Genomic DNA, 24,618 nt, shown 5'->3' with positions numbered 1-24,618 from the left:
GCCATGCCGCTGATCCTCGAGACCATCGTCACCACCCTGTCCCCGGCGGGCGAGCTGCACCTCGTCCCGTTCGGGCTGATCGGCGAGGATGAGGGCTACGTCCTCGCGCCGTTCCGGCCATCGCCGACGATCGTCAACTTGGAGGCCAATCCCTGCTTCGCTGCCTCGAGCCCGCGCGACATCCGCGTGATCGCCGGCGCGGTGACGGGCCGGCGCGAGTGGCCGACGCTGCCGTGCGCGGCGATCGAGGGCCGCCGCCTCGCCGACAGTTTCGGCCACGCGGAATTCGCGGTCGCCTCCGTCGAAGCCCACGAGACCCGGCCGCGCTTCCGGGGCCGGATGGTCCACAGCGCCGCGCACGCGCCGTTCATCGGCTTCAACCGCGCGCAGGCGGCGGTCCTCGAGGCCGCCATTCTTTCGACCCGGCTCCACATGCTGGAGCCCGGGAAGGTGTTGACGGAGATGGCCTACCTCGCCATCGCCATTGGCAAGACCGCGGGACCGCGCGAGCGCGAGGCCTGGGGTTGGATCGAGGACAAGGTCGCGGCGGCCCTCGGCCCCGAGGCGCGCGTCCTCGATCGCGACGACCGCTGAGGGCGGGAGGAGAAGGACAAGATGAAGAAAATCACCCTGGCCCTGGCGGCCACGGCGGCTCTGGTGGCGGCGACCGCGCAGGCCCACGGCCCGACCCGGCGCAAGATCACCGAGTCGATCGAGATCAACGCCCCCGCCGACAAGGTCTGGGCCGTGGTCGGCGACCTGAAGAACGCCGACTGGATGCAGAACGTCACCAAGACGGAACTCAACGGCGACCCGGCCGGCAAGTTCAAGCGCGTGCTGACGCTCAAGAACGGCAATCAGATTTCCGAGACCAGCAACAAGTACAAGCCCGAGGACAAGATGTTCTCCTACTACATCGACAAGGTCGATGTGAAGGATCTTCCGGCGAACGACTACTCGGCGACGATCACGGTCGAGCCCGAGGGCAACGCCAAGTCGAAGGTCGAGTGGAAGGCCGCCTTCTATCGCGGCTACATGAACAACGACCCGCCGCCGGATCTGAACGACGAGGCCTCCGAGAAGGGCGTCGGCGACTGGATCAAGGCGAGCCTCGCCAACCTGAAGGCCAAGGTCGAGAAGGGCTCGTGAGCCCAGCACGGGGCCGCGCGGCCCTCGCCGCCGGCCTCGTCCTCGTGGCGACGGCCTCCCGTGCCGAACCGGCCCGGGAGGCCGTCGTCACCGCCCAACTCGGCGGCGCGGTCGAGATCGTCGATCTGGCGGCCAGGAAGGTGGTGCGCCGCATCCCCGTCGACGGGGCCCCGGCCGGGATCGCCCTGTCGCCCGATCGCCGGCTGGCCTACGTCACGCGCCCGGAGGGGCACGGCCTCGCGATCCTCGACCTCGACGCTGGCAAGGTCCTGTCCGAGGTGCCGCTGCCCGGCGGCCCGCTCGGCGTCGCTTCCGACCCGCGGGGCGGCGCGGTCTACGTGGCCGACTGGTACGGGCACCGCCTGTTCGTGCTGACCGAGCGCGACGGCACCCTGGTGCCGGACGGCGAGATCGCGGTCGGCGCCTCGCCCTCGGGAATCGCCGTCAGCCCCGACGGGGCGACGCTCTACGTTGCCAACCGCGAGGCCGACACGGTCTCGGTCGTGGACGCCGCGACCCGGCGGGAGACCAAGGTCATCCCGGTGGGGCAGCATCCGTTCGGAATCACGCTCGATGCTGCGGCGGGGCGCGCCTACACGGCCAACGTGACCGGCGACGACGTCTCGGTGCTGGATCTGAAGACGGGGCGCGAGATCGGCCGCATCCCGACCGGCCGCCGGCCCTACGTCATCGCCCTCGCCGGCGGGCGCGGCTTCGTGACGGACCAGTATGCCGGCAGCGTCACAGCGTTCGACCTCGCCACGCTCAAGCCGATCGCCGACGTCGATGTCGGCGACCACCCGGAAGGGATCGCCGCGGATCCCGACGGACGCCTCTACGTCGCCAACTGGGGCGACAACACGCTGAGCGTCCTCGATTCGAAGACGCTCAAGGTGCTGGCGACCATCCCGACGGGCAACGGCCCGCGCTCGTTCGGCGCGTTCCTGCGCTGAGCGTCAGCCCGGGCGGCGCTGGGGCGCCCGCCGGTAGGCCGCCCGGGCCATCAGGAGTGCGCCGCCGACCTGCAGGAAGCCGGTCTCGCCGAGATCCGAGGGGGCGAGATGCGCCTGGATCAGCAGCCGTGTCAGCGCGTTCAGCGCGAGCAACGTCAGGCAGAAGGCCGCGGCGGCGAGCAGGCTGGCGACTAACTCGGGCATGATCTCCCTCCCGTGTCGAACGGGACGAGATTAGCAAGCCGCGCGCCAAGGCCAAGCTGTCGAGACGTCCGATCTCAGCGCTTGCGTCCGGGGGGTGTGGGCGCCGGAGTCCCGGCCTGAGCGGCCGGTGTGGGCCGCGGCGTCTCGACGGCGAGCCGCTTCACCGGCCAGCCGTCGCTCCAGCGCTCCATGTCGGCGAGGCGCGGATTGTTCTTCAGCGCCGCCGCATCCGACCCGGCGAAGGCCGCCGCGGCAGCGAGGTCGAAGGTCTTCCAGAAACCGAGATAATCGAGCGCGTCGACCCGGGCGAGGTTGATCTGCGAGACCAGGGTCTGCTGCTCGCCGGACAGCGCCATGTCGGCGGACCAGCGGAACGGCGGCGGCTTCGCCGCGTCCTTGGTCGCGTCCTTCGGCTCTGGTCCCGGCTTGATGGCGCCGCCGTCATAGGCCGTGTCCACCCCCGCCGGGGACGCGAGGGTCGCCGTCAGGGCCGGAAAGCCGTGATCGTCCGACAGGGCCCTTACGAAGAGCTTGCGCTCCAGCGGCACGGCACTCGCCTCGTGCAGGAGGCGCTTGGCCGCGAGATCGGCGGCCCGCGTGTCCTTGTCGCCGACCATGGTCACGATCAGCGTCGCGGGATCGATCGCCGACAGGTCGGTGAGGGCGATGCCGCGGGATTTCGGCCCGCTGGCGATGCCACCGGGCATCACCGCGAAGATCAGCTTCGGCACCGGCAGGCCCTGGGCCTTGGCCGCGGCAGCCAGATCCATGGCGAGCGGAGCCCCGGCGAGATGGCCGATCATCGCGACGCGGCCGAGGTCGGGCTTCGCCTCGCCGTCCGTCGCGATCTCGGCGAGGGCCGCCTTGACGAGGGATTCCGCGATGGCCGGGGCGTCGGCCGGGCGGGTCCGATTCACCTCCTGAAATCGTGGATACAAGACGAGCCAGCCCTGGCGGGCGAGATGATCGATCCAGCCGCCGTAGCTCTGCGGATTGACCGCGCCCCACCCGTGCAGGACGATCGCGACCGGCCGGCCCGTCTCGGGGGCCGCGCCCGCGGCGTAGAACGCGTAAGTCGAGGCCGTGCCGCGCCCGAGCAGCCGCTTGGTCACCGTCGCCTTGCGGTCACCCACACCGCCCGCGCCGTCGGCGGGCTGGGCGGGCGGGGTCGCCGCCTGAACGGACGCGAGACCGGCCAGGGTCATGATCGCGGCGGCGGTGAGCGATCCGCGAAGAACTGTGAGACGCATCCGGGACTCGACTGAGAGACGCACTGCGTCGGCAGGTCAGAATGCGCTGAATAGCAGATTCTCTCGTCTTGGCGACCCGCTGGCGCAGTCTCCTGTCAAGGTTCCGCGGCGGAAGCTAGGTCGGGCCGCAGCCCGTGGGACCCGGACGGTCGAGCTGCCGCGCCAGCGCCGCCAATTCCGCCGGCAGGTCGCGATCCGCCGTGCCGTAGACACTGAGCAGCCCCTCCCGGACCGTGTCGAGAACGGCGGATTCGGCCGAATCCCGCGAGCCGGGGCGTCGGAGTGAATCGGCGTGGTTGGTTGCGACAATCTTCATGGCGGCGTCGGGGATCGGTTGTACTGCGGAAGTCCGGGCGCAGCGCGCTCCGGAGTGGCGTACAACTGTGCGGCCGCCTCAGGTTTCCAAGCCGGACGGGATTATTTTGCCGCCCGGTCCTATAACGGACGGTCCCGACCCGGCCGAGGGTCGCCCGGCCGCCTGCTCCACCCAGGCGAGGATGTCTTCGGCGCGCCACGGCTTCGGGATGAAGGTCGCCGAGACGCGCAGGTCGCTCGGCTGGTCGCCCGCGTCGCCCGAGGTCAGCAGGACCCGCACGCGCGGCCAAGTCACGCCGATGATCCGCGCGAGCTCGAAGCCGCCGATCGGTCCGGGCGTGCGGACGTCCGAGAAGACGACACTGACCTCGTCCGCGCGATCGTTGAGGATCGCCAGGGCGCGATCGGCGGTCTCGGCCTCGATCACCGTGAAGCCGGTATCCTCCAGCAGCGTGGCCGCGAGGAAGCGCTCGTCGGGCTGGTCCTCCACGACGAGGATCACGGGCTTCTGGCCAGGCTGTACCGAATCGCTCATGGACCAGGACACTCTACAGGGGCTGAACGGCGGTCGCTTCGATCGGTTCAACGCCCGAGCGCCGCGAAGGGCCAGACCCGCGCGGGCACAGATCCTCCTTGGATCCTTGCACGATTGTGAAGTTGTGGCCGTGTCTTGGGTAACACAGCCACCCCGGAACGCGCCCGATCGGGCGTCCTAGGCCGACTATTCAGCCGACGCCGTGCGATTTCAGGAAGGCCAGTGCGCGCTTCCAGCCGTCCTCCGCCGCCTCGCGGCGGTAGCTCGGACGATAATCCGCGTGGAAGCCGTGCGGCGCGTCCGGGTAAACCACGAGTTCGACGCTCTTGCCGGCCGCCCTGGCGCGGTCGCGCGCCTCCTCGACCGCCGCCACGGGGATGCCGGTATCGGCTCCGCCGTAGAGGGCGAGGAGCGGCGCGTGGATCTCGGCCGCCACGTCGCCGGCGGTGCGCGGCTGGATGTCGGTCCGCTCGCCACCGACCGGCCCGTACCAGGCGACGGCCGCCTTCAGGTCGCGACGATGCGCCGCGTAGAGCCACGTGGCGCGCCCGCCGCGGCACCATCCCATGACGCCGAGGCGGTTCGGGTCGCCTTTCGCCGCCGAGGCCGCCCAGGCCACCGTCGCGTCGAGATCGCCGATCCACTGCGCGTCCGGCGTCTTCGCGATGACGTCGCGGATGATCTGCTTCGGATCCGACATGGTCGAGAGGTCGCCCTGGCGGGCGTAGAGCTCGGGGGCCACGGCGCAGTAGCCGGCCTTCGCGAGCCTGCGGCAGATGTCCTTGATGTAGTCGTGGACGCCGAAGATCTCCTCGATCACCAGGACGATCGGGAACGGGCCCGCGCCCTCCGGAACCGCGCGGTAGGCCGGCATCGGCCCGTCCGCGGCCGGGATCTTCACCTCGCCGGCCTCGATGCCCGCACTGTCGGTGTGGATCACCTGGGCCTCGACGCGGGTGGTCGCGAGCGTCAGCCCACTCATCAGGCTCGTCATCACGAAGCCCCGTCGCGACAGGGGCGGCGTGATCAACCCGTCGAGTCCGGCCCGGTCGTGATCCGCCATCGTGCTCTCTCCCTCGTTCCGAGGCTGAGGGCTATCCGCGGGCGGCCGCCCGGGTCAAATCGGCCGCCGTCGCCGGGCCCTCAGGCGCCGGCGGCCGCCAGGGCCCGGACGGGCCGCGGGCTGGCGGCGCGCGCCGGCTCGGCGATCTCGCGGGGCTTCAGCATGTCGCCCAGGCTCACGAAGGTCTCGGCGGCCGGCGAGATCACAGCGCGGATGCCGTAGCCCAGCGCGAAGGACCGGATCAGCTCGGCGTCCCGCGGGATGCCGAACCGGTCGAGAGCGGCGAGGAACGCCTCGCGGAACAGGCTCGGCCGGCACCAGCGCTTCTCGGCCATCTGCAGCGGCCAGTCCCACAGGCCCTCCGCCCGGCGCGTCGCGAGCGCCGAGCGGGCGATGAAGTAGCCGGTCTGGCGGTGCTCGATACCGTCTGCCTGCACCGACCAGTCGTCGTTGCCGAACAGTTCGACCTCAGCCGCGTCGCCCATCGGGTCCTCCGCCCTGAACCAGCCTTCCGGCGCACCGGAACATTGCCGGAACACTGGAGCGGAAATCGGCGGTGGTCAAGGCGCTTGTTCCCGGTGCGTTCGCGAATCGCGCGGGCGCGCCTCAGCGGTCCTTGAACATGGCGTGCTCGATCCGGTCGCCCGGGGCGATCCCGAGCTTCGCCGCGGTGCCGGCGTTCAGCTCGAGCACCGCCACGACCGGGCCGCCCGACGGGATGATCGCCGTGGAGAGCGGCTCGGTGTCGGCGGCGATCCGGCTGATCGTCCCGTCAGGCCGGATGAACACCATGTCGAGCGGCAGGTAGGTGTTCTTCATCCACATCGTGACGGGCTGGTTCTGCTCGAAGTCGAACAGCATGCCGTGGTCGGCCGCCATGTGCCGGCGGAACATGAGGCCGCGGGCGCGGGCGGCGTCGTCGCGCATCACCTCGACGTCGAAGCGCTTCGGCCCGGCCTTCGTGACGATCGTCAGCGGCTCCGACTTGGTCGCGGCGGCCCGGGCGGCCGCCTGCGCCACGACGGCGGGCGCCGGGGCGATCGCGGTCAGGGCGAGGCAGGCGATGGCGGCCGCCCGGGCGGTGCGAAGGAGGGATCTCACAGGCTCATGCCTCTCGTGGGATGGCGCGCGGACCTTGAGGCCCGTCGCCCGGTGATAGACCAGGACATGCCGAAGGGGAATCAGGCTCCGGATTTTCCGAGCATCGACAAGGAGATAGGGCGGAGTATGCCGGGCTGGGGAAACGCGGCCTCAATGGGACGCGGGCATCGTCCCGTCGATCAGCCGCACCTCCGCCGCCATCACGCCCTTCGAGCCGTCGCCGTAGCGCACCAGGACGGACTCGCCGGGCTTCAGCTCGGCGATCCCGTAGCGCCGCAGCGTCTCCATATGCACGAAGATGTCCGGCGTCCCGTCGCCGCGGGTCAGGAATCCGAACCCGCGCAGGCGGTTGAACCACTTCACGACGGCGGTCTCGAGCCCGCTGGTCGGCGTCACGGTGACGTGCGTGCGCGGCATCGGCAGCTCGGAGGGATGCACCGCCGTCGCCTGATCGAGGGAGATGACCCGGAAGGCCTGCCAGCCGCGGGGCCGCTCGACGGCCTCCACGACGATGCGGGCGCCCTCGCTGGCCGCCTGGTAGCCGTCGCGCCGCAGGCACGTGACGTGGAGCAGGATGTCGGGCGCACCGTCGTCGGGCACGATGAACCCGAAACCCTTGGAGACGTCGAACCACTTGATGCGGCCGGCCACCTCGACGAGGTCGAGCGCCTCATCCTCGTGCTGATCCAGTTCGCCGGTTCGGGCGACAATCCCCCGTTCGGGGTTCTCCGGCCCGGATCCGCGTTCGTCAGACATGGCCGAGCAACCTACACCGAATCACGCCGCGCGCTCTCCCAGCAAGATTAACGAAGTCCTGATGTCCGGGAAGCCCATTTGGCCGGCAGAACAGTGACGCCAAGTTGCAATCTTGGCGCAAGGAGGCGGGGCCGCAACAGTCGATCGGTCGCAGGCTCGGGCGAAACCGGCGTTTAAGCGTCGGGGCTGCCGAGGGGTTTTCCGGATGCCGGCTCTCCCTCCCGGCACTCCCGAGCACGCCGCGTCGGCGTTCACGTTTCCGAGAGCCGACGCACCCGCTTCGGGCTCGGTCGAAGCGTCCGTCGCACGGCGCGATGGAAAGGGCGGCCCCGACATGGTTTGGGTGCACCATCATGTCCGTTGACGTCACCCTCGACCGTTCCGTCGCCGTCTCCCCGGTCGCGCCCGCCTCGCAGCGGCGCCGCCTGCCGGTCATCGACGCGGCGCGGGCGGCCGCCCTGCTGGCGATGGCGAGCTACCACACGCTCTGGGATCTCGGTCACCTGCGGCTGACCGCGGAGAACTACGCGCTGACGCCGACGGGGCGGCACGCCGCCGAGGCGATTGCCGGCACTTTCCTGGTCCTGGTCGGCATCGGCCTCGTGCTGATGAACGGGCGCGGGGTCCGGCTTCGACCGACCCTGCTGCGGTTCGCTCGGATCGGCGGGGCGGCGCTGCTCGTGACCCTCGGCACCTGGGTCATGTTCCCGGACGCCTTCGTGTTCTTCGGCGTGCTCCACTGCATCGCCGTCTCGAGCCTGCTCGGGCTGCCGTTCCTGTTCCTGCCGGTCCCGGTCACCGCCGTCGCGGCCGCGGCCGTGCTCGCCGCGCCGCACGTGGTGCACGCGCCCGTCCTCGACGCGCCGGCCCTGTTCTTCCTCGGCCTCGGCTCGGTCGTGCCGCGGACGAACGACTACGTGCCGCTCTTCCCCTGGTTCGGGCTTGTGCTGGCCGGCATCGTCCTGGGTCGTCTGGCCCTGCCGCGCCTCGCCCGGTCGCGGCTGGGAGCCTGGGCGCCGCGCACGCGGCTCGGCCGCGCCGCCACCTTCGCGGGCCGGCACAGCCTCGCGATCTACCTCATCCACCAGCCGCTGCTGCTGGCGCTGCTGACCGGGCTCGTCACGGTGGTCGGCGCCAATCCGCGCGCCGGGCTGCGGGCGTTCCGCGCCGATTACGTGACGATCTGCGCGCGCACCGGCGGCGAGCCGCCGCTCTGCCGCATCGCCGCCCGCTGCACCTCGGAGGCGCTCCTCCGCGAGGACCTGTTCCGGGAGGATGGCCGTCCCTTCAGCGGGACGGAGCGCCTGCGCGCGCAGGCGATCTCGCAGGGCTGCTACGCCACCCTGGAGGCCGCCACGCGATCCGCGCGCTGAACGCGGCGACCGACCTCGCAGGGTTGGTCGCCGGCGCGGACCGGATCAGTCCTTGGCGCGCTCGACGTAGGATCCGTCGGCCGTCATGACGACGACGCGGGTGCCGGCGGCGATGTGGGGCGGCACGGTCGTGCGCACGCCGTTCGACAGGGTCGCGGGCTTGTAGGACGACGAGGCGGTCTGGCCCTTCAGGACCGGCTCGGTCTCGGCGACCTCGAGCGTGACACGCTGGGGCAGCTCGATGGTCAGCGGGACGCCGTTATGGACGGAGAGCATCACCGCCATGCCCTCCTGCAGGTACGGGGCGGCGTCGCCGACCACGTCCTGCGGCACCGCGATCTGCTCGTAGTTCTCGGGGTTCATGAAATGGAACCCCTCGCCGTCGCTGTAGAGGAAGGTGTGCTCGCGATCCTCCACGAAGGCGCGCTCGACCTGCTCGGTCGTCCGGTAGCGCTCGGACACCTTCACGCCGTCCGTGATCCGGCGCATGTCGAGCTGGGTCACCGGGGTGCCCTTGCCGGGGTGGATGTTCTCGGCGAACAGGATCACGTAGAGCTTGCCGTCCTTCTCGACGACGTTGCCCTTGCGGAGCGTTGAGGCGATCACCTTCACGGAATTGCGTCCTGCATTGACATGGGGGCCGGCACGCGCCAAGCGCGGGCGCTGCATCTCGGACCCCGCCACTATCGCATCTGCGCCGCGGTTGCCAGCGGGCGGGCGCGGACCGTCGATGGCAACCGGCATCGGCCGCGGCGCGTCCCCGCGGTCCGGACCCAGTCAGGGCCGAGGATGAGAGTGCTTAAGAACGCGACGCGTCTCCGTCGGAGCCGGCCGGTCCCACCCCGGCGAGGAAGCCGGTCGTGAGCGGATCCGCCTCCCCGTGGTGGTCGGCCGGCCGCCACGCCGACCGGCGCCCGGCACTGCTCCTGCGCAACCGCATCCTCGCGGCGTTCCGCGCGTGGTTCGCGGACCGCGACTTCGTCGAGGTCGAGGCCGCCTGCCTGCAGGTCTCGCCCGGCAACGAGGCGCATCTGTCGGCCTTCGCCACGGAAGCCATCGGCGCGAGCGGCGCCCGCACGCCGCTCTACCTGCACACCTCGCCGGAATTCGCCTGCAAGAAGCTCCTGGCCGCGGGCGAGACGCGGCTGTTCAGCGTCGCCCGGGTGTTCCGCAACCGCGAGCGCGGGCCGCTGCACCATCCCGAGTTCACGATGCTCGAGTGGTACCGCGCCGGCGACCCCTACACGGCGCTGATGGCGGATTGCGCCGCCCTGCTCGCCGGCGCGGCCGAGATCGCCGGCGCCCGCCGCTTCACCTTCCGCGACCGGGAGACGGACCCCTTCGCCGAGCCGGAGCGCCTCACCCTGGCCGAGGCCTTCGACCGCTTCGCCGGGATCGACCTGCTGGCGAGCGTCGCGCCGGGCGGCGAGACGGACCGCGGGACACTGGCCGCCGCCGTGGCGGAGTCCGGGCTCCGTCTCGCCCCAGACGATACCTGGGCAGACCTGTTCTCCCGCGTCCTCGTCGCGCGAATCGAGCCGCATCTCGGCCTCGGCCGCCCGACCATCCTGTGCGAGTACCCGGTCAGCGAGGCCGCCCTCGCCCGTCCGGCGGCGCACGACCCGCGGGTGGCCGAGCGGTTCGAGCTCTACGCCTGCGGCGTCGAGCTGGCCAACGCGTTCGGCGAGCTGACCGACCCGGCGGAGCAGCGCCGCCGGTTCGAGGCCGAGATGGCCGAGAAGCAGCGGGTCTACGGCGAGCGCTACCCGATCGACGACGAGTTCCTCGCGGCGCTGGCCGTCATGCCGGAGGCGTCGGGAGTCGCTCTGGGCTTCGACCGCCTGGCGATGCTGGCCTGCGGGGCTACCCGGGTCGAGGACGTGATCTGGACTCCCGTGGCGGAGACGCGGCCATGAACCGGGTCCTGCGCAGCGCGGACGACCTCCTCACCGCCGGCCTGATCTCGGGGGCGGAGGCCGAGGCCCTCGGCGCCGTCCTCGCGCGCTACGCGGTGTCGGTGACGCCCGACATGGCCGAGCTGATCGACCCGCAGGACCCCGACGACCCGATCGGCCGCCAGTTCGTGCCCCGCGCCGCGGAGGCCGTGGCGACGCCGGAGGAGCGCGCCGACCCGATCGGCGACGCCGCCCACGCCCCGGTGACGGGGATCGTGCACCGCTACCCGGACCGCGTGCTCCTGAAGCCGCTCCACGTCTGCCCGGTCTACTGCCGCTTCTGCTTCCGCCGGGAGATGGTCGGACCCGACGGACTCGGGACCCTCACCGACGCCGAACTCGACGCCGCCCTCGCCTACATCGCGCAGGATCCGCGGATCTGGGAGGTGGTGCTCACCGGCGGCGACCCGTTCGCGCTCTCGCCGCGCCGCCTCGGCGCCATCGCGGAGCGCCTCGCCGCCATCCCCCATGTCCGGGTCATGCGGGTCCACACGCGCGTGCCCGTGGTGAAGCCCGATCTCGTCTCCGACGCCCTCGTTGAAGCGCTCAAGCGGTTCGGGCGCGCGGTCTTCGTCGCCGTCCACGCCAACCATCCGCGGGAATTCACCCCCGCCGCCAGCGCCGCCTGCGCCCGCCTGGTCGATGCCGGCATTCCCCTGGTCAGCCAGTCGGTGCTCCTGCGCGGCGTCAACGACGAGGCCGCGACCCTCGAGGCGCTGATGCGGGTCCTCGTCGAGAACCGGATCAAACCGTACTATCTCCACCACGGCGACCTGGCCCCCGGGACGGCCCACCTGCGCACGGACGTGCCCGAGGGGCAGGCGTTGATGCGCGCCCTGCGCGGCCGCCTCTCTGGCCTCGCCCAGCCGACCTACGTGCTCGACATTCCCGGCGGCCACGGCAAGGTGCCGATCGGACCGGGCTACCTGCACGACACCCCCGACGGGGTGCGCGTGACCGATCCGGGCGGGCAGGACCACGCCTACCCGCCGAAGGCGTGACGGAGACTCTTCGATTATGCGCAGGCTTTGGGGCCGCCTCACCTCGGTGAACGTGCAGAAGGCGGTGTGGGGACTCGACGAGACGGGCCTGCCGTATGAGCGGGTCGAGGCCGGCGGCGCCCACGGGGTCGTCGACGACCCCGGCTACCGCGCGATGAACCCGAACGGCCTCGTCCCGACCTTGGAGGAGGACGGCTTCGTCCTGTGGGAATCCAACGCGATCCTCCGCTACCTGGCGGCGGTGAGCCCGGCCCTGGCCCTGCCGGCTGACCCCCGGGCGCGCGCCCACGCGGAGCAGTGGCTCGACTGGCAGGCCACGAGCTTCACGCCGGCCATGCGCGACGCCTTCTGGCAGCTCTACCGCGCGGCCGACCCGGACCGCGGCCTGATCGCCGCATCGCTGAAGAAGAGCGAGGCCATGGCGGAGATCCTCGACCGCCATCTCGCGGACCGGACCTACGCGGTCGGCGACAGCTTCGGCATCGCCGACATCGCCCTCGGCTGCGCGGCGCATCGCTGGCTGAACCTTCCGGCCGAGCGGATCGAGCGCCCGGCGCTGCGGCGCTGGTACGACCGGATCGCCGCCCGGCCCGGCGCCGCCCGGGCGCTCGGCGAGCCCATCGCCTGACGGCCGCCGCGGGCGCCCGGAGCCTTGCCGGCACGCCCGCGCGATCCACCTTCCCCGACCGCGCCGCCCGGACCGGGACCGGCCTTTCACGGAGCCCCCGATGGCGATCGACCCGACTCTGCGCGACGCGCTCTCCGCCGTGACACCGGCGAGCCTCGCCCGCGCTCTTGCGCGGACCGGGGTGAAGGCCTGCACGCCGCACGGGCTCTCGGCGCGGGGGAGCGGAACCGTGGTCGGGCCCGCCTACACAATGCGGATGATCCCGGCCCGCGACGACGCCGCGGGCGATCTCGCCGCGGCCATCGATGCCGTCCCCGAAGGCGCTGTGGTCGTGATCGATGCCGCGGCCTCCGCCCTCGCCCTGCCATTCGGAGCGATCCTGGCGGCACGCTTCGCCCAGCGCGGCGCCGTCGGTCTGATCACCGACGCGGCCCTGCCCGAGGAGATCGGCCTCCCCGCCTGGTGCCGGCCGGCCGCGGCCACAGGGGCCCTGGCCCTGGTCGGCACGCAGGAGCGCGTCGCCTGCGGCGGCGCCGCCATCCATCCCGGCGATATCCTGGTCGGCGACTCGAGCGGCCTCGTCGCCGTGCCGGCGGCGCTCGCCGAGCGGGTCGCCCTGGAGGCCGTCGAGCAGCAGCGCCTCGATCTCTGGATCCAGCGCGAGGTCGAGCGCGGCGCCGACCTCGCGAGTCTCCTTCCGCCGGACGCCGCGGCGCTAGCCCGGTTCGAGGCCGAGACGAAGCCGGCCTGAGCACCGTGTTATTCCCCGTCTCGAAAGTGATCTTCTTCCTGATCACCCCGTCGAACTTCTGCATCTTCGCGATCTTGCTCGGGATCGCCGTCGCGGCGGTGACGCGGTGGCGGAGGGCCGGCCTCGGCCTGGCGCTGCTCGGCACCCTGCTGCTCGGCGCGGCCGGGCTGGCGCCCCTGTCGGACGTGGCCCTGATCCCCCTCGAGCAGCGCTTCCCCGCCTATCCGGATGACGGGCCGGCCCCGGCCGGGATCATCGTGCTGGGCGGCGGCATCGAGACGGGCCTCTCGGAGGCGCGTCGCCAGATCGTCGTCAACGATGCCGGCGAGCGGCCGATCTATCTCGCCGACCTCGCCCGGCGCTACCCGGCGGCGCGGCTGGTCTTCTCCGGCGGCAGCGGCTTCATCGCGGGCGGCATGGCCGAAGCCGACATCGTGAGCCGGCAGGCGGACGTGATCGGCGTGCCGCGGACGCGCCTTATCCTGGAGAACCGCTCGCGCAATACCCACGAGAACGCCGCCTTCTCGGCGGCCCTGGTCCAGCCGAAGCCCGGCGAGCGCTGGCTGCTCGTGACCTCGGCCTGGCACATGCCCCGGGCGGTCGGCTGCTTCCGGCAGGCCGGTTTCACGGTGGACGCGTTCCCGGTGGATTACCGGACCCGAGGCTGGAGCGACGTCGCGCATTTCCACGGCTTCGCGTCGGACGGGCTGCTCCAGTTCGATCTGGCCGTGAAGGAGTGGATCGGCCTCGTCGCCTATCGCCTGTCCGGCTACACGCCGGACTGGCTGCCGGGACCGGATTCCAGGGGGGCTTCCGAGGCCGCATCGGAGGCCGGCAGCGACAGGCGGTAGATCCCGCGGAAATCGTCCGGGTCGACGGGCTTCCCCTTCCGCAGGATCGCGATCCGCCCGGCATGGGCGAGCCGCACCGCGACCCGGCGGACCGGCTGCATCAGCGGGCCCCAGCCGTCCGGGTGCGGGCCGCCGAGGGCGCGGGCGACCTCCGAGGGACAGACGGTCTTGTCGGCGCCGCGCTCGGCCACGAGGCGCAGCATCGCCGTCTCGATCGCGGCGTCGTCGGGTCGTGGGTCGGTCATGTGCGGGCCTCTTCGGCGGGCGACAGGAGCGGCGCCTCGAGCGGTCCCTCGTGAGGCCCCTCCCCGGCTTCGAGGAGAGCCTTGCGGATCTCCGAGGCAAACTGGCGGCGCCACATGATGATCACGACGGCCGTCGTCGAGACGAACAGCACGTAGGGGCTGATGAACCAGCCGAGATAGGCCAGCGCGAAGAAGAACGCGCGCTGACCGCGGGCGAAGTGCCGCCCGGCGCTGACGTTCATGGCCGCGAGCCGCCGCACCGCCCGCAGCATCTCGACGTCGCTCGTGCCGGACCCCTTGTGCGGCACGGCGCCCAGGAGGATCGCCGTGTAATTGAACAGCCTGTAGGCCCAGGCGAATTTGAAGAACGCGTAGACGAAGATCAGCGCGAGGCCGGCGACCTTCAGCTCCCAGGTCAGGCGATTGGCCACCGTCCCGAAGGGCAGCGTGGCGAACAGGTTCAGGACGTCGTCCCCGGAGCGCGACAGGGTCAGGACCGAGCCAAGGGCGATGAGCGAGGTCGAGGCGAAGAAGGCCGTGCCGTTCTGCAGCGAGGCGTTGATCTGCGTGTCGACCACTCGGTTGTCGCGGCCGATGACCTGGCGCGCCCAGTTGGCCCGGTGGCCGTTCATGATCTGGCTGAGGGAGACCATCCTGCCGCGCAGCCGGCCGACGGACAGGCCGTAGGCGATCCAGGCGAGGACGAAGTAGAGCAGCGCCGCGAGATCGAGATGCGAGAAGGCGGCGCTGCCGGCGGACAGGTCGGTCATGGTCTCCGGATGGCGGATACGCGAAGGGGCCGTCCGCCATACCAGTCCGCGGGCGCGCGCTGAACCCGCGGCGGCGATCTCACTCGCGCAGGATCCGGAATTCGCCGCCGCGCGGCACGTCGCCGCCGTCCCGCGCGGCCACGTCGGTCACGCGCGCACCCGGCGGACCCGACCGGCACAGGGCCGCCATCTCCGCCACGGCCTCCGGCGCGCCGCTGAAGACCGCCTCGACCGTGCCGTCGTCGCGGTTGCGCACGGAGCCGGCGAGGCCGCGGGCACGGGCCTCGGACTGCGTCCAGGCCCGGTAGGACACGCCCTGGACGCGACCGGTGACGATGACGGAGATCGTCTGGGTCTCGCTCATGCGGGCGCGGTCTCGCCTGGATGGGCCCGCGCCGGCGGCGCGGGCCGGGATGGCCTCACTCGGCCGCGATCGGGCGACGCATGCCGGCGCCGAGGGCCGGGGTCCGCGTCGCGCCGGTGCGGACATGCGTGGAGTAGAGCATCAGGCCCGTGAAGGCGATGCCGCCCACGATGTTACCGATCAGCGTCGGGATCTCGTTCCAGAGCAGGTAGTCCATCACCGTCAGGTGGCCGCCCATGAGGATCGCCGACGGGAACAGGAACATGTTCACCACCGAGTGCTCGAAGGTCATGAAGAAGAACACCGTGATCGGCATCCACATCGCGATGACCTTGCCGGGCACCGAGGTCGACAGCATGGCGCCGATGACGCCGGTCGAGACCATCCAGTTGCACAGCATGGCGCGGACGAAGAGCGTCAGCATCCCCGAGGCGCCGTACTTCTCGTAGCCGAGGGTGCGCGCCTCGCCGATCCCGGCGATGAGCTTGCCGACGGCGTTCGGCTCGGTGGCGAAGCCGAAGGTGAAGACGATCGACATCATCACCGCGGTGGTCAGGGCGCCCGCGAAGTTGCCGAAGAAGACCAGCACCCAGTTGCGGGCGACGCCGGCCACGGTGACGCCGGGGCGCTTGTCGATGAGGGCGAGCGGCGTGAGCACGCAGACGCCGGTGAACAGGTCGTAGCCGAGCAGGTACAGCATCGAGAAGCCGACCGGGAACAGCAGCGCCGCGACCAGCGGCTGGCCGGTCGCCTGGTTGACGCTCACCGCGAAGGCGGCGGCGAGCGCCAGGATCGCGCCGGCCATGTAGGCTCGGATGAACGTGTCCTTGGTAGCCATGAAGACCTTCGCCTCACCGGCATCGACGGCCTTCTTCACGAAATCGGCGGGCGCCAGATACGACATGCACAACTCTCCCTCGCGAACGCACGCCGATCGTCGTTGACCGACGGGCGCGCCGCGCAATCACGGATGGCCGGACGGGCGCGGTGCTGCCGCTCGCCATCCAGCTCGCTCGTGGGCAAGCATGTCGCGTACCAACTGCGCGACGCTCAGGCGGGCAGGCCGCGGGCCCAGGTGCCGAGTTCCCGAAGATAGGCGGGCGGCAGCTGCGCCGCACGCGCCGCCGCGACGACCGCCTCCAGGTACCCGGGCCTCGGACGCCCGGGCGCGGTCGAGCATCCGCGATAGATCAGGGCGCGCTTGACGCCCTCCCCGGTGCGGACCGGCAGCGCCGCCTTGGTGTAGAGACCCCCGGCGACGCCCTCGTAGCGGTCGAGGGCCGGGATGTCGTCGGGAGCGAGTTCCCACAGGACACCCCAGACGGTGCGCCTTGGATCGGGCACGACGGACGCGTAGCCCTCGCGCATGATGATGAAGCGGTGGTTCGGCAGATGTCCGCCGCCGATCAGCCGCGAAACCGGGCAGCGCAGCGCCATCGCGGCGGCATCCATGTTGGCGCCGTAGGCGAAATAGAGGGGCATGCCGGAGCTGTGAGAGCCTACTCGCCCGCGGGAGGATCGAGGCGCCGCGCGGCCCGCTCGTTCGCGCGCACGGCCGCGTAGGCGATCGCCAACGTGATCGCCGGAATGCCGAACGTTACGAAGATCCAGTCGTAGTTCACGGCTTCAGGCTCCGGAGGGCACGCCTCGCGCCGTAATGTAGTGCGCAGCCGGTCCCCAGCCGAACGAGCGTGAAGATCGCGTTCTCGACGCGCAACGCCGGTGCACTCGGCACACCGAAGCTCGCGGCCGTCATCGGCGTGACGAAGCCGATGACGACGTAGGCAACCGCGATGTTGTTCAGCGCCGTCGCCAGCAGCTTGGTCTGCTCGTTGTGAACCGCAGTCACGGCCGCGAGCGCGACGCGTGCCCCGCGATCAGGCGAATTCCAGGATCACCGCGTCGACCGCGAGGCTGTCGCCCTCCTTGGCGTGGATCTTCCCCACCGTCGCGTCGCGCTCGGCGCGGAGGACGTTCTCCATCTTCATGGCCTCGACGACCGCGATCGGCTCGCCGTTCTTCACCTCCTGGCCCTCGGTGACGAGGATCTGCTTCACGAGGCCGGGCATCGGGCAGAGCACCTGCTTGCCCGAGCCGGCCTGCTCCTTCACCGGCATCAGGGCGGCGAGCTCCGCCTCGCGGCGGGTGTAGACCCGAGCCTCGGCGGCCGCGCCGGCGTGCTGCAGGAACACGCCGTTGAGCAGGCTGCGCACCTGGATCGCCACGCGCTCCGAGCCGATCGTGCCGATCCAGACCGGCTCGCCCGGGCGCCAGGCGCTCGCCACCGTGAGCGCCGTGCCGTCGTCGCGGGTGACGAGGATGTCCTCGCCCTCCGGCTCGACCGTCACCGGGAAGGAGTGACCCGCCAGGATCACCACGCGCTCGCGCTCGAAGGCGAAGAGGCCGGGGGCGCGCATCTGCCCGGAGATGCCGCGCTTGCGCTGGTTGAGCTTGTGGTCGATCGCCGCCGCCGCCGCCATCATGCGGATCGCCACCGGGCCGGCGGGCTCCGGAGCCGTGAAGCCCTCGGGGAATTCCTCGGCGATGAAGCCTGTGGACAGCCGACCCTCCTGCCAGCGCGGATGGGCCATCAGCGCCGAGAGGAACGGGATGTTGTGGCGGATGCCGTCGATGGCGAAGGCGTCGAGGGCCTCGCCCTGCGCGGCGATCGCCTCGGCCCGGGTCGGCGCCCAGGAGACCAGCTTGGCGATCATCGGGTCGTAGTGGATGGCGATCTCGCCGCCCTCCTCCACGCCGGTATCGTTGCGGATGATCGCCGTGCCCTGCTGGCCCTCCTCCGGCGGACGGTAGGTGGTCAGCCGGCCGATCGAGGGCAGGAAGTTGCGGGTCGGGTCCTCGGCGTAGACCCGGCTCTCGACCGCCCAGCCGTTCAGCTTCACGTCGTCCTGGGTGATCGGCAGCTTCTCGCCGGCCGCGACGCGAATCATCAGCTCGACGAGGTCGAGGCCGGTGATCATCTCGGTGACCGGATGCTCGACCTGCAGACGGGTGTTCATCTCCAGGAAGTAGAACGACTTGTCCTGCCCGGCGACGAACTCGACCGTGCCGGCCGAATCGTAATTCACCGCCTTGGCGAGCGCGACGGCCTGCTCGCCCATCTTGCGGCGGGTCTTCTTGTCGAGGAGCGGCGACGGCGCTTCCTCGATCACTTTCTGGTTACGGCGCTGGATCGAGCACTCGCGCTCGCCGAGGTAGACGACGTTGCCGTGCTTGTCGCCGATCAGCTGGATCTCGATGTGGCGCGGGTCGGTGATGAACTTCTCGATGAAGACGCGGTCGTCGCCGAAGGAGGAGGCCGCCTCCGACTTGGCGCGGGCGAAGCCCTCCGCCACTTCCTCGCCCGAGTAGGCGATGCGCATCCCCTTACCGCCGCCGCCCGCGGAGGCCTTGATCATCACCGGGTAACCGATCTCGTCGGCGATCTTCCTGGCGTGCTCGGGTGATTCGATCACGCCGAGGAAGCCCGGAACCGTCGAGACCTCGGCGGCGGCCGCCGCCTTCTTCGACTCGATCTTGTCGCCCATGGCGGCGATGGCCCCCGGGTTGGGGCCGATGAAAACGATGCCGGCGGCCTCAAGCGCCTTCGGGAAGGCCTCGCGCTCGGAGAGGAAGCCATATCCCGGATGGACGGCCTGGGCCCCGGTCTTCTTGCAGGCCTCGACGATCTTCTCGATCACGAGGTACGATTCGGAGGCGGCAGCGGGCCCGATATGCACGGCCTCGTCGGCCATGGCGACGTGCACGGCGTCGCGATCGGCATCCGAGTAGACCGCTACGGTCTTGATGCCCATCCTCCGGGCCGTCTTGATCACCCGGCAGGCGATCTCACCCCGGTTGGCAATCAGGATCTTGTCGAACATCGCTGGCGCACTGCTTTCGAGATCGCCGGATTGCGCACCGGCTTGACTGTCCCGATAGATCAGTTGCGCCGCGGACGGAAGCTGCGCCTTGGTCTGAGGCTCAGGCGGCCAGGGCGAAGGTCATGCGCGGGGCCTGGACCGTGTCGCGGGCGCGACGGTTGGCCTCGAGGGCGAAGGCCACCAGTGATTCGGCGCTGCTCTCGGCCTCGCGGACGACTTCCATGGCGATCCGGGCACCCACCGCGCTCGGGCCGTCGCGGCCGCTGAGCGAGGCGGCGAGCCACGCGGCGACGTCGCGGTCGATGTAGCCGGTCGGGCGCGAGCCCCACACGGCGAAGTCGACGACCGAGGCGACCAGGAAGTCGGCGAAGGCGTCGGAACCGATCACCGCCCGCTCGAGGGCGATCAGGAGGTCGGCCTCCTCGCGGTTCATGAGGCCGTCCGGGAGAACCTCGCGCTTCAGGACGAGCAGGTCCTCGTCGCTGATCGTGCCGGCCGAGACAGCATGGTTGCAGAACTGTTGAACGGAAATGGTGGTCATGATCGCCTGCCTCCCCGACCTTTGTTGCGGTCGGCTCTAGTCCCTGTGTGTCTTCAACTTACGGGACCGCTCCCCTTCCAGAGGTTAATGGCGAGATCTGAACGGAAGTTCAGGTAAACACCCCCCGAGCAAGCAGGCTTATTGGGACGTTGACCGGTTGCGTTACCGGACGATGACCGTGGCTCCCGCGGGCACCCGGTTGTAGAGGTCGACCACGTCGATGTTGCGCATTCGGATGCAGCCCGAGGAGACCGCTTGGCCGATCTTCTCGGGCTCGTTCGTGCCGTGTATCCGGTACAGCGTGTCCCGACCGCGATCCGACAGGTACAGGGCGCGGGCGCCGAGCGGGTTCATCGGGCCGCCCTGCATGGCGTGGACGTGCGGCCAGCGCCGGATCATCTCGGCCGGCGGGTTCCAGGCCGGCCACTCCGCCTTGCGGTCGATCCGGGCCGTGCCGGTCCAGCCATACGCCTCGTCGCCCACCGACACGCCGTAGCGCATCGCCCGGCCGTTCGGCAGGACGAGGTAGAGCTGGCGCTCCTTGGTCTCGACGACGATCGTGCCGGGCGCTTCCCGGGTCGGGTCGGCGATCTCGTAGCGGGCGAAGTGCGGATCGAACTCGGCCTCGGGCACCAGGGCCATGTACTCGGCGTCGCGGGCCGAGAGCGCCGGATCGGGCACGCCCTTGAAGGTGCAGGCCGCCAGCAGCAGGACGCAGCCGAGTCCCGAGATGATGCGCATATCCCCGCCTCGAAGGTCGTCGCGGCCGCGGACAGGGCGCGCGGATCGCCGATCCGGGTCCGTCCCGTGGAAGAATCACGCAACCATAAGGGGGCAACGGCACCCCGCCGTAGTCCGCGCGTTGGGCCCGTGGCACATTGCCGGCCCCTGTTGCCGGTGCGCGACAGGCGAGCATCCCGGGAGCGACCCTCGTGACCACCCTCTACGTGAGCCATCCCGCCAGCTTCGATCACGAGGTCCCCGAGGGGCATCCGGAGCGACCGGCCCGGATGCGCGCGGTGGAGCGGGCCCTGGAGGACGAGCGCTTCGCGGGCCTCGTGCGGGCCACGGCGCCCCGGGGCGAGATCGAGGCCGTCACCCTCGCGCACCCACGCGAGTACGTGGACGCGCTGGTGGCGGCGGTGCCCGAGCACGGCATGGTCGGCATCGATTCCGACACGATCCTGTCGGCGGGCAGCCTCGAGGCGACGCTGCGGGCCGTGGGCGGCGGGATGCACGCCGTCGACGCCGTCGTCGGCGGCGAGTGCCGCAACGCCTTCGTGGCCATGCGCCCGCCCGGCCACCACGCGGAGCGGACCCGCGCGATGGGCTTCTGCCTGTTCAACCACGCCGCCATCGCGGCGCTGCACGCCCGGAAGAAGCACGGCGCCGAGCGGGTGGCGCTCGTGGACTGGGACGTCCACCACGGCAACGGCAGCCAGGACATCTTCTGGAACGACGCTTCTGTGCTCTACTGCTCGACCCACCAGATGCCGCTCTATCCCGGGACCGGATCGCCGTCCGAGCGGGGCGAGAAGGACACGATCGTCAACGTGCCGCTGCGGCCGAACGACGACGGCGAGGTGTTCCGCGAGGCGTTCGAGACCGGCATCCTCTCCCGCCTGGAGGCGTTCCGGCCGGACGTGATCGTGATCTCCGCCGGCTTCGACGCGCACCGGCTGGACCCGCTCGCCAACCTGCGGCTGGAGGCCGAGGATTTCGGATGGGCGACCCGCCGCCTGATGGACCTGGCCGAGCGCTGCGCGGGCGGACGGGTCGTCTCGATCCTCGAGGGCGGCTACAGCCTCGAGGGCCTCGGCAAGTCGGTGGCCGCCCACGTCGATGCGCTGATGGGCCGCTGACGGCGGCTGCATTGCGGTCGTCCGGCGGCACGCGATAATCGGCGTCTCGGAGGAGATCGCCGCCATGCCGCCACGGAGCCGTCTGCGCCCACCCCTACGGAGCATTCCCGTCCCGGCCGCGGGCACCGCTCGATGACGCTCGCGGGCTTCCTGACCTACGCGCTGGCCCTCGGGGTCGCCGCCGCGATCCCCGGGCCCGGCGTCGTCGCTCTCGTCGCCCGGGCCCTGGGCGCCGGTTTCGGCGCCGCGATGGCCTTCTCGCTCGGCCTGATCCTCGGCGACCTGACCTATCTCGCCGCCGCGATCTTCGGCCTGTCGCTGATCGCGGAGGCGCTCGGGGCGGTCTTCGTCGTCGTCCGCTACGGCGCGGCGCTCTACCTAGCCTACCTGGCGTTCCGGCTCTGGCGCGCGGCCGGAGCCGCAGCCCGGGTCGAGGCGGAATCGCGGGACCGGCCGTGGACCAGCTTCTTCGCCGGGCTGACCATCACCTTGGGCAATCCGAAGACGATCGTCTTCTACCTCGCGATCCTGCCGACGCTCGTCGATCTGCGGGGCGTGACGGCGGCGGATTGCGTCAGCCTCGTCGTCATCACGGCCGCGATCCTCTTCGCCGTGATGACGCCCTACGCGGCGCTGGCGGCGCGGGCGCGCGAGTCTCTCCGGCGGCCGGCCTTTCGCGCGCGGCTGAACCGCGGCGCCGCGGCGATCATGGCCGGTGCGGCTTTCTGGACCGTCCTGCGCCGCGCCTGACCGGGGCGCTCTTCCGGGCCTCAGCCCTCCAGGGGCTCGTCGCCCAGGAGCTCGATACCGAAGCCCGAGAGGCCGACATAGGAGCGGGACGAGGTGGCGAGGTTGCGGATCGAGACCACGCCGAGATCGCGCAGGATCTGGGCGCCGAGCCCGACCTCGCGCCACTGCCGCGCCCGGAGCGCCTCCGTTCCCTCGTCGGTGACGCTCTTGACCGGGACACCCGCGGTGCCGTCGCGGAGATAGACCAGCACGCCGCGCCCGGCCGCCGCGAAGCGCTTGAGCACGGCGTCGATCTGCTTGCCGCCGCCGATCACGTCGGCCGCGACGTTGGAGCGGTGCAGGCGCACCAGCACGTCGCGGCCGTCGCCGATCTCGCCCATCACGAACGCGAATTGCTGGATCGACTCGAAGGGTGTCGAGAAGACGTAGGCATTCAGGTCGCCGTGGTTCGAGCGCACCGGGAAGTGTCCGACCCGCTCCACCAGACGATCGCGGGCCTGCCGATAGGCGATCAGGTCAGCCACCGAGACCTGCTTGAGGCCGTGCTTCTCGGCGAAGGTCTCGATCTGCGGCCCCTTCATGACGGTGCCGTCGTCGTTGGCGAGCTCGCAGATCACGCCCACGGGTGGCAGCTCGGCGAGGCGGCACAGGTCGACGGCGGCCTCGGTGTGGCCCGAGCGCATGAGCACGCCGCCGTCGCGGGCGATCAGCGGGAAGACGTGGCCGGGCCGCACGAAGTCGCCGGCGCCCATGTTGCCGTTGGCCAGCGCCCGCACGGTGTTGCAGCGCTGCTCCGCCGAGATGCCGGTCGTCAGCCCGTGCTTGACGTCGACCGTGACCGTGAAGGCCGTGCCCAGCGGCGCGTCGTTCGACGCGACCATCGGGGCGAGGTGCAGGCGCCGTGCCTCGCTCTGGGTGATCGGCGCGCAGACGATGCCGCAGGTGTTGCGGATGATGAACGCCATCTTCTCCGGCGTGCAGAGCGAGGCGGCGACGACGAGGTCGCCCTCGTTCTCGCGGTCGTCGTCGTCGGTGACGACCACGATCTCGCCGCGGGCGAAGGCCGCGATGGCCTCTGTGACGGTGCAGTGGGGCACGGGCATTCTCGAATCGTTGGGACGGACCCGGATCAGGGCTGGGATCCGACCTGTCCGCGATGGCGCAGATAGTGATCGGCGAGCACGCAGGCCATCATGGCCTCCGCGACCGGCACGGCGCGGATGCCGACACAGGGATCGTGCCGGCCCTTGGTGACGAGATCGACCTCGCCGCCGTCGCGGGTGACGGAGCGGCGCGGGGTCAGGATCGAGGAGGTCGGCTTCACGGCGAACCGCACCACGACCGCCTCGCCGTTGGAGATGCCGCCCAGGATGCCGCCCGCGTGGTTCGCCAGGAAGCGCGGCCGGCCGCCGTTGCCGGCCCGCATCTCGTCCGCGTTGTCCTCGCCGCGCAGGGCCGCCGCCGCGAACCCGTCGCCGATCTCGACGCCCTTCACGGCGTTGATCGACATCATCGCGGCGGCGAGGTCCGCGTCCAGCTTGCCGTAGACCGGTGCGCCGAGACCGGGCGGCACGCCCTCGGCGACGACCTCGATGACGGCGCCGACCGACGAGCCGTCCTTCCGGAGCCCGTCGAGATAGGTCTCGTAGAAGGACGCCGTCTCGGCATCGGGGCAGAAGAACGGGTTGTTGCCGACCGCGTCCCAGTCCCAGCGGGACCGGTCGATGGCGTGCGGGCCCATCTGTACCAGGGCAGCCCGGATGGTCACGCCCGGGATGACCTTGCGGGCCACGGCGCCGGCCGCGACCCGCGCGGCGGTCTCCCGCGCCGAGGAGCGCCCGCCGCCGCGATAGTCGCGGATGCCGTACTTCACGTCGTAGGTGTAGTCGGCGTGGCCGGGGCGGTAGCTGTCGCGGATCTCCGAGTAGTCCTTCGAGCGCTGATCCGTGTTCTCGATCATCAGCGCGATCGGCGTGCCGGTGGTGAGCTGGCGGCCGCCGGTGCGGTCGTCGGCGAACACGCCGGACAGGATCTTCACCTGATCGGGCTCGCGGCGCTGCGTCGTGAAGCGCGACTGGCCGGGCTTCCGGCGATCCAGCTCGGCCTGGATCTCCTCGGCCTCCAGGGGCAGGCCGGGCGGGCAGCCGTCGACGACGCAGCCGAGCGCGATCCCGTGGCTCTCGCCGAAGGTCGTGACGCGGAACAGGTGGCCGAAGGTGTTGTGCGACATGGCGCGGCTGCCTTAGCGCGGGAGCGCCGGGGGCACAAACGCGGTCCGCGCAGGGCGGCCGGACAGACCCGCGCGCGGTGACGGGTCGGA

32 protein-coding genes are annotated in these 24,618 nt (G+C 71.2%); 11 read left to right on the top strand and 21 right to left on the bottom strand.

Features of this window, described 5'->3' with window-relative positions; all coding sequences use genetic code 11:
- Positions 1-3 precede the first annotated feature (3 nt).
- The 3 genes from ASG32_RS18080 to ASG32_RS18070 are packed head-to-tail and all read left to right on the top strand — an operon-like array spanning position 4 to position 2,102.
- Positions 4-594, top strand: a complete 591-nt coding sequence (locus tag ASG32_RS18080) for a DUF447 domain-containing protein (RefSeq protein WP_056528823.1) — start codon at positions 4-6, stop codon at positions 592-594.
- A gap of 21 nt (positions 595-615) precedes the next feature.
- Positions 616-1,149 (top strand): SRPBCC family protein, encoded by a 534-nt coding sequence (locus tag ASG32_RS18075; protein WP_056528820.1) that lies wholly within the window; start codon positions 616-618, stop codon positions 1,147-1,149.
- Positions 1,146-2,102 (top strand): YncE family protein, encoded by a 957-nt coding sequence (locus tag ASG32_RS18070; RefSeq protein ID WP_056528817.1) that lies wholly within the window; start codon positions 1,146-1,148, stop codon positions 2,100-2,102. The genes ASG32_RS18075 and ASG32_RS18070 overlap by 4 nt, the downstream gene beginning before the upstream one ends.
- 3 nt (positions 2,103-2,105) lie before the next feature.
- On the opposite strand, the gene ASG32_RS18065 is transcribed toward ASG32_RS18070, so the two are convergent.
- The 8 genes from ASG32_RS18065 to ASG32_RS18030 all read right to left on the bottom strand — a co-directional run bounded on the left by ASG32_RS18065 (position 2,106) and on the right by ASG32_RS18030 (position 7,326).
- Positions 2,106-2,306, bottom strand: coding sequence for a hypothetical protein (locus ASG32_RS18065; RefSeq protein WP_056528814.1), 201 nt, complete (start codon positions 2,304-2,306; stop codon positions 2,106-2,108).
- Between the two features lie 74 nt (positions 2,307-2,380).
- Positions 2,381-3,556, bottom strand: coding sequence for a hypothetical protein (locus tag ASG32_RS18060; RefSeq protein ID WP_056528811.1), 1,176 nt, complete (start codon positions 3,554-3,556; stop codon positions 2,381-2,383).
- A gap of 115 nt (positions 3,557-3,671) precedes the next feature.
- Positions 3,672-3,872, bottom strand: a complete 201-nt coding sequence (locus tag ASG32_RS18055) for a hypothetical protein (protein ID WP_056528808.1) — start codon at positions 3,870-3,872, stop codon at positions 3,672-3,674.
- A gap of 78 nt (positions 3,873-3,950) precedes the next feature.
- The gene (locus tag ASG32_RS18050; protein WP_042675510.1) at positions 3,951-4,406 is read right to left on the bottom strand and encodes a response regulator; all 456 of its coding nucleotides are present in this window, start codon (positions 4,404-4,406) and stop codon (positions 3,951-3,953) included.
- 190 nt (positions 4,407-4,596) lie between these two features.
- Positions 4,597-5,469 carry a dienelactone hydrolase family protein gene (locus ASG32_RS18045; RefSeq protein WP_020092072.1) on the bottom strand — a complete coding sequence of 291 codons (873 nt, stop codon included), beginning with the start codon at positions 5,467-5,469 and terminating at the stop codon, positions 4,597-4,599.
- A gap of 80 nt (positions 5,470-5,549) precedes the next feature.
- Positions 5,550-5,954 carry a hypothetical protein gene (locus ASG32_RS18040; protein WP_020092071.1) on the bottom strand — a complete coding sequence of 135 codons (405 nt, stop codon included), beginning with the start codon at positions 5,952-5,954 and terminating at the stop codon, positions 5,550-5,552.
- A gap of 121 nt (positions 5,955-6,075) precedes the next feature.
- Complete coding sequence (locus ASG32_RS18035) at positions 6,076-6,510, bottom strand: DUF192 domain-containing protein (RefSeq protein ID WP_244492031.1); 435 nt, start codon at positions 6,508-6,510, stop codon at positions 6,076-6,078.
- A gap of 210 nt (positions 6,511-6,720) precedes the next feature.
- Entirely contained in the window at positions 6,721-7,326 is a 606-nt protein-coding gene (locus ASG32_RS18030) for a cold-shock protein (RefSeq protein WP_056528802.1), read from the bottom strand.
- A 353-nt stretch (positions 7,327-7,679) separates the two neighbouring features.
- Here ASG32_RS18030 and ASG32_RS18025 point away from each other — a divergent pair, with 353 nt between their 5' ends.
- On the top strand, positions 7,680-8,699 hold the full coding sequence (locus ASG32_RS18025; protein WP_082557929.1) for a heparan-alpha-glucosaminide N-acetyltransferase: 1,020 nt from the start codon (positions 7,680-7,682) through the stop codon (positions 8,697-8,699).
- Positions 8,700-8,744: 45 nt separating this feature from the next.
- On the opposite strand, the gene efp is transcribed toward ASG32_RS18025, so the two are convergent.
- Complete coding sequence (gene efp / locus ASG32_RS18020) at positions 8,745-9,368, bottom strand: elongation factor P (protein ID WP_199778764.1); 624 nt, start codon at positions 9,366-9,368, stop codon at positions 8,745-8,747.
- A 191-nt stretch (positions 9,369-9,559) separates the two neighbouring features.
- Between efp and epmA the strand changes: the two genes are divergently transcribed.
- From epmA to ASG32_RS17995, 5 genes are all read left to right on the top strand, one after another.
- Positions 9,560-10,615 (top strand): EF-P lysine aminoacylase EpmA, encoded by a 1,056-nt coding sequence (gene epmA, locus ASG32_RS18015; RefSeq protein ID WP_056528799.1) that lies wholly within the window; start codon positions 9,560-9,562, stop codon positions 10,613-10,615.
- On the top strand, positions 10,612-11,655 hold the full coding sequence (locus tag ASG32_RS18010; RefSeq protein ID WP_056528796.1) for a lysine-2,3-aminomutase-like protein: 1,044 nt from the start codon (positions 10,612-10,614) through the stop codon (positions 11,653-11,655). The genes epmA and ASG32_RS18010 overlap by 4 nt, the downstream gene beginning before the upstream one ends.
- A gap of 16 nt (positions 11,656-11,671) precedes the next feature.
- Complete coding sequence (locus tag ASG32_RS18005) at positions 11,672-12,283, top strand: glutathione S-transferase family protein (protein WP_042675274.1); 612 nt, start codon at positions 11,672-11,674, stop codon at positions 12,281-12,283.
- A gap of 100 nt (positions 12,284-12,383) precedes the next feature.
- Complete coding sequence (locus ASG32_RS18000; RefSeq protein WP_056528793.1) at positions 12,384-13,034, top strand: dimethylmenaquinone methyltransferase; 651 nt, start codon at positions 12,384-12,386, stop codon at positions 13,032-13,034.
- Positions 13,035-13,039: 5 nt separating this feature from the next.
- Positions 13,040-13,885, top strand: coding sequence for a YdcF family protein (locus ASG32_RS17995; RefSeq protein ID WP_056528790.1), 846 nt, complete (start codon positions 13,040-13,042; stop codon positions 13,883-13,885).
- Here ASG32_RS17995 and ASG32_RS17990 read toward each other — a convergent pair.
- The 10 genes from ASG32_RS17990 to ASG32_RS17950 all read right to left on the bottom strand — a co-directional run bounded on the left by ASG32_RS17990 (position 13,804) and on the right by ASG32_RS17950 (position 20,427).
- Positions 13,804-14,130: a DUF3253 domain-containing protein gene (locus tag ASG32_RS17990; RefSeq protein ID WP_056528788.1), complete on the bottom strand. Its 327-nt coding sequence runs from the start codon at positions 14,128-14,130 to the stop codon at positions 13,804-13,806. The genes ASG32_RS17995 and ASG32_RS17990 overlap by 82 nt on opposite strands.
- The gene (locus ASG32_RS17985; protein WP_020092060.1) at positions 14,127-14,900 is read right to left on the bottom strand and encodes a DUF599 domain-containing protein; all 774 of its coding nucleotides are present in this window, start codon (positions 14,898-14,900) and stop codon (positions 14,127-14,129) included. Before ASG32_RS17985 ends, ASG32_RS17990 begins: the two co-directional genes overlap by 4 nt.
- Positions 14,901-14,979: 79 nt before the next feature.
- Positions 14,980-15,264, bottom strand: a complete 285-nt coding sequence (locus tag ASG32_RS17980; RefSeq protein WP_056528785.1) for an acylphosphatase — start codon at positions 15,262-15,264, stop codon at positions 14,980-14,982.
- 55 nt (positions 15,265-15,319) lie between these two features.
- Positions 15,320-16,168 (bottom strand): formate/nitrite transporter family protein, encoded by an 849-nt coding sequence (locus tag ASG32_RS17975; RefSeq protein ID WP_020092058.1) that lies wholly within the window; start codon positions 16,166-16,168, stop codon positions 15,320-15,322.
- A gap of 146 nt (positions 16,169-16,314) precedes the next feature.
- A complete protein-coding gene (locus ASG32_RS17970) occupies positions 16,315-16,746 on the bottom strand; it encodes a gamma-glutamylcyclotransferase family protein (protein WP_056528783.1) in 432 nt (143 codons plus the stop codon).
- 17 nt (positions 16,747-16,763) lie between these two features.
- Complete coding sequence (locus tag ASG32_RS35635; RefSeq protein ID WP_273564484.1) at positions 16,764-16,886, bottom strand: hypothetical protein; 123 nt, start codon at positions 16,884-16,886, stop codon at positions 16,764-16,766.
- Positions 16,883-17,113, bottom strand: a complete 231-nt coding sequence (locus ASG32_RS17965) for a hypothetical protein (RefSeq protein WP_056528780.1) — start codon at positions 17,111-17,113, stop codon at positions 16,883-16,885. Before ASG32_RS17965 ends, ASG32_RS35635 begins: the two co-directional genes overlap by 4 nt.
- 28 nt (positions 17,114-17,141) lie before the next feature.
- A complete protein-coding gene (locus ASG32_RS17960; protein ID WP_056528777.1) occupies positions 17,142-19,145 on the bottom strand; it encodes an acetyl/propionyl/methylcrotonyl-CoA carboxylase subunit alpha in 2,004 nt (667 codons plus the stop codon).
- 100 nt (positions 19,146-19,245) lie between these two features.
- Positions 19,246-19,686, bottom strand: a complete 441-nt coding sequence (locus ASG32_RS17955) for a hypothetical protein (protein WP_020092054.1) — start codon at positions 19,684-19,686, stop codon at positions 19,246-19,248.
- Positions 19,687-19,848: 162 nt separating this feature from the next.
- Complete coding sequence (locus ASG32_RS17950; RefSeq protein ID WP_056528773.1) at positions 19,849-20,427, bottom strand: L,D-transpeptidase; 579 nt, start codon at positions 20,425-20,427, stop codon at positions 19,849-19,851.
- Positions 20,428-20,618: 191 nt separating this feature from the next.
- Here ASG32_RS17950 and ASG32_RS17945 point away from each other — a divergent pair, with 191 nt between their 5' ends.
- A complete protein-coding gene (locus tag ASG32_RS17945; RefSeq protein ID WP_020092052.1) occupies positions 20,619-21,548 on the top strand; it encodes a histone deacetylase family protein in 930 nt (309 codons plus the stop codon).
- Between the two features lie 132 nt (positions 21,549-21,680).
- A complete protein-coding gene (locus ASG32_RS17940) occupies positions 21,681-22,298 on the top strand; it encodes a LysE family translocator (RefSeq protein WP_056528770.1) in 618 nt (205 codons plus the stop codon).
- 20 nt (positions 22,299-22,318) lie between these two features.
- Here ASG32_RS17940 and ribB read toward each other — a convergent pair whose 3' ends face one another.
- Together ribB and aroC are read right to left on the bottom strand one after the other, a co-directional pair.
- Entirely contained in the window at positions 22,319-23,395 is a 1,077-nt protein-coding gene (ribB, locus tag ASG32_RS17935) for a 3,4-dihydroxy-2-butanone-4-phosphate synthase (protein ID WP_042675272.1), read from the bottom strand.
- Positions 23,396-23,427: 32 nt separating this feature from the next.
- Entirely contained in the window at positions 23,428-24,528 is a 1,101-nt protein-coding gene (gene aroC, locus ASG32_RS17930; protein WP_056528767.1) for a chorismate synthase, read from the bottom strand.
- Between the last annotated feature and the right edge of the window lie 90 nt (positions 24,529-24,618).

The organism is Methylobacterium sp. Leaf361, assembly GCF_001424445.1.
Classification (GTDB): Bacteria; Pseudomonadota; Alphaproteobacteria; order Rhizobiales; family Beijerinckiaceae; genus Methylobacterium.
This window is presented reverse-complemented; position numbering and strand designations above follow the sequence as displayed.

Coding starts and splice junctions, on each gene's coding strand:
- ASG32_RS18080 (WP_056528823.1), top strand. CDS start 4: ATGCCGCTGATCCTCGAGACCATCGTCACCACCCTGTCCCCGGCGGGC.
- ASG32_RS18075 (WP_056528820.1), top strand. CDS start 616: ATGAAGAAAATCACCCTGGCCCTGGCGGCCACGGCGGCTCTGGTGGCG.
- ASG32_RS18065 (WP_056528814.1), bottom strand. CDS start 2,306: ATGCCCGAGTTAGTCGCCAGCCTGCTCGCCGCCGCGGCCTTCTGCCTG.
- ASG32_RS18060 (WP_056528811.1), bottom strand. CDS start 3,556: ATGCGTCTCACAGTTCTTCGCGGATCGCTCACCGCCGCCGCGATCATG.
- ASG32_RS18055 (WP_056528808.1), bottom strand. CDS start 3,872: ATGAAGATTGTCGCAACCAACCACGCCGATTCACTCCGACGCCCCGGC.
- ASG32_RS18050 (WP_042675510.1), bottom strand. CDS start 4,406: ATGAGCGATTCGGTACAGCCTGGCCAGAAGCCCGTGATCCTCGTCGTG.
- ASG32_RS18045 (WP_020092072.1), bottom strand. CDS start 5,469: ATGGCGGATCACGACCGGGCCGGACTCGACGGGTTGATCACGCCGCCC.
- ASG32_RS18040 (WP_020092071.1), bottom strand. CDS start 5,954: ATGGGCGACGCGGCTGAGGTCGAACTGTTCGGCAACGACGACTGGTCG.
- ASG32_RS18030 (WP_056528802.1), bottom strand. CDS start 7,326: ATGTCTGACGAACGCGGATCCGGGCCGGAGAACCCCGAACGGGGGATT.
- ASG32_RS18025 (WP_082557929.1), top strand. CDS start 7,680: ATGTCCGTTGACGTCACCCTCGACCGTTCCGTCGCCGTCTCCCCGGTC.
- efp (WP_199778764.1), bottom strand. CDS start 9,368: ATGCAGCGCCCGCGCTTGGCGCGTGCCGGCCCCCATGTCAATGCAGGA.
- ASG32_RS18010 (WP_056528796.1), top strand. CDS start 10,612: ATGAACCGGGTCCTGCGCAGCGCGGACGACCTCCTCACCGCCGGCCTG.
- ASG32_RS18005 (WP_042675274.1), top strand. CDS start 11,672: ATGCGCAGGCTTTGGGGCCGCCTCACCTCGGTGAACGTGCAGAAGGCG.
- ASG32_RS18000 (WP_056528793.1), top strand. CDS start 12,384: ATGGCGATCGACCCGACTCTGCGCGACGCGCTCTCCGCCGTGACACCG.
- ASG32_RS17990 (WP_056528788.1), bottom strand. CDS start 14,130: ATGACCGACCCACGACCCGACGACGCCGCGATCGAGACGGCGATGCTG.
- ASG32_RS17985 (WP_020092060.1), bottom strand. CDS start 14,900: ATGACCGACCTGTCCGCCGGCAGCGCCGCCTTCTCGCATCTCGATCTC.
- ASG32_RS17980 (WP_056528785.1), bottom strand. CDS start 15,264: ATGAGCGAGACCCAGACGATCTCCGTCATCGTCACCGGTCGCGTCCAG.
- ASG32_RS17975 (WP_020092058.1), bottom strand. CDS start 16,168: ATGTCGTATCTGGCGCCCGCCGATTTCGTGAAGAAGGCCGTCGATGCC.
- ASG32_RS17970 (WP_056528783.1), bottom strand. CDS start 16,746: ATGCCCCTCTATTTCGCCTACGGCGCCAACATGGATGCCGCCGCGATG.
- ASG32_RS17960 (WP_056528777.1), bottom strand. CDS start 19,145: ATGTTCGACAAGATCCTGATTGCCAACCGGGGTGAGATCGCCTGCCGG.
- ASG32_RS17955 (WP_020092054.1), bottom strand. CDS start 19,686: ATGACCACCATTTCCGTTCAACAGTTCTGCAACCATGCTGTCTCGGCC.
- ASG32_RS17950 (WP_056528773.1), bottom strand. CDS start 20,427: ATGCGCATCATCTCGGGACTCGGCTGCGTCCTGCTGCTGGCGGCCTGC.
- ASG32_RS17940 (WP_056528770.1), top strand. CDS start 21,681: ATGACGCTCGCGGGCTTCCTGACCTACGCGCTGGCCCTCGGGGTCGCC.
- aroC (WP_056528767.1), bottom strand. CDS start 24,528: ATGTCGCACAACACCTTCGGCCACCTGTTCCGCGTCACGACCTTCGGC.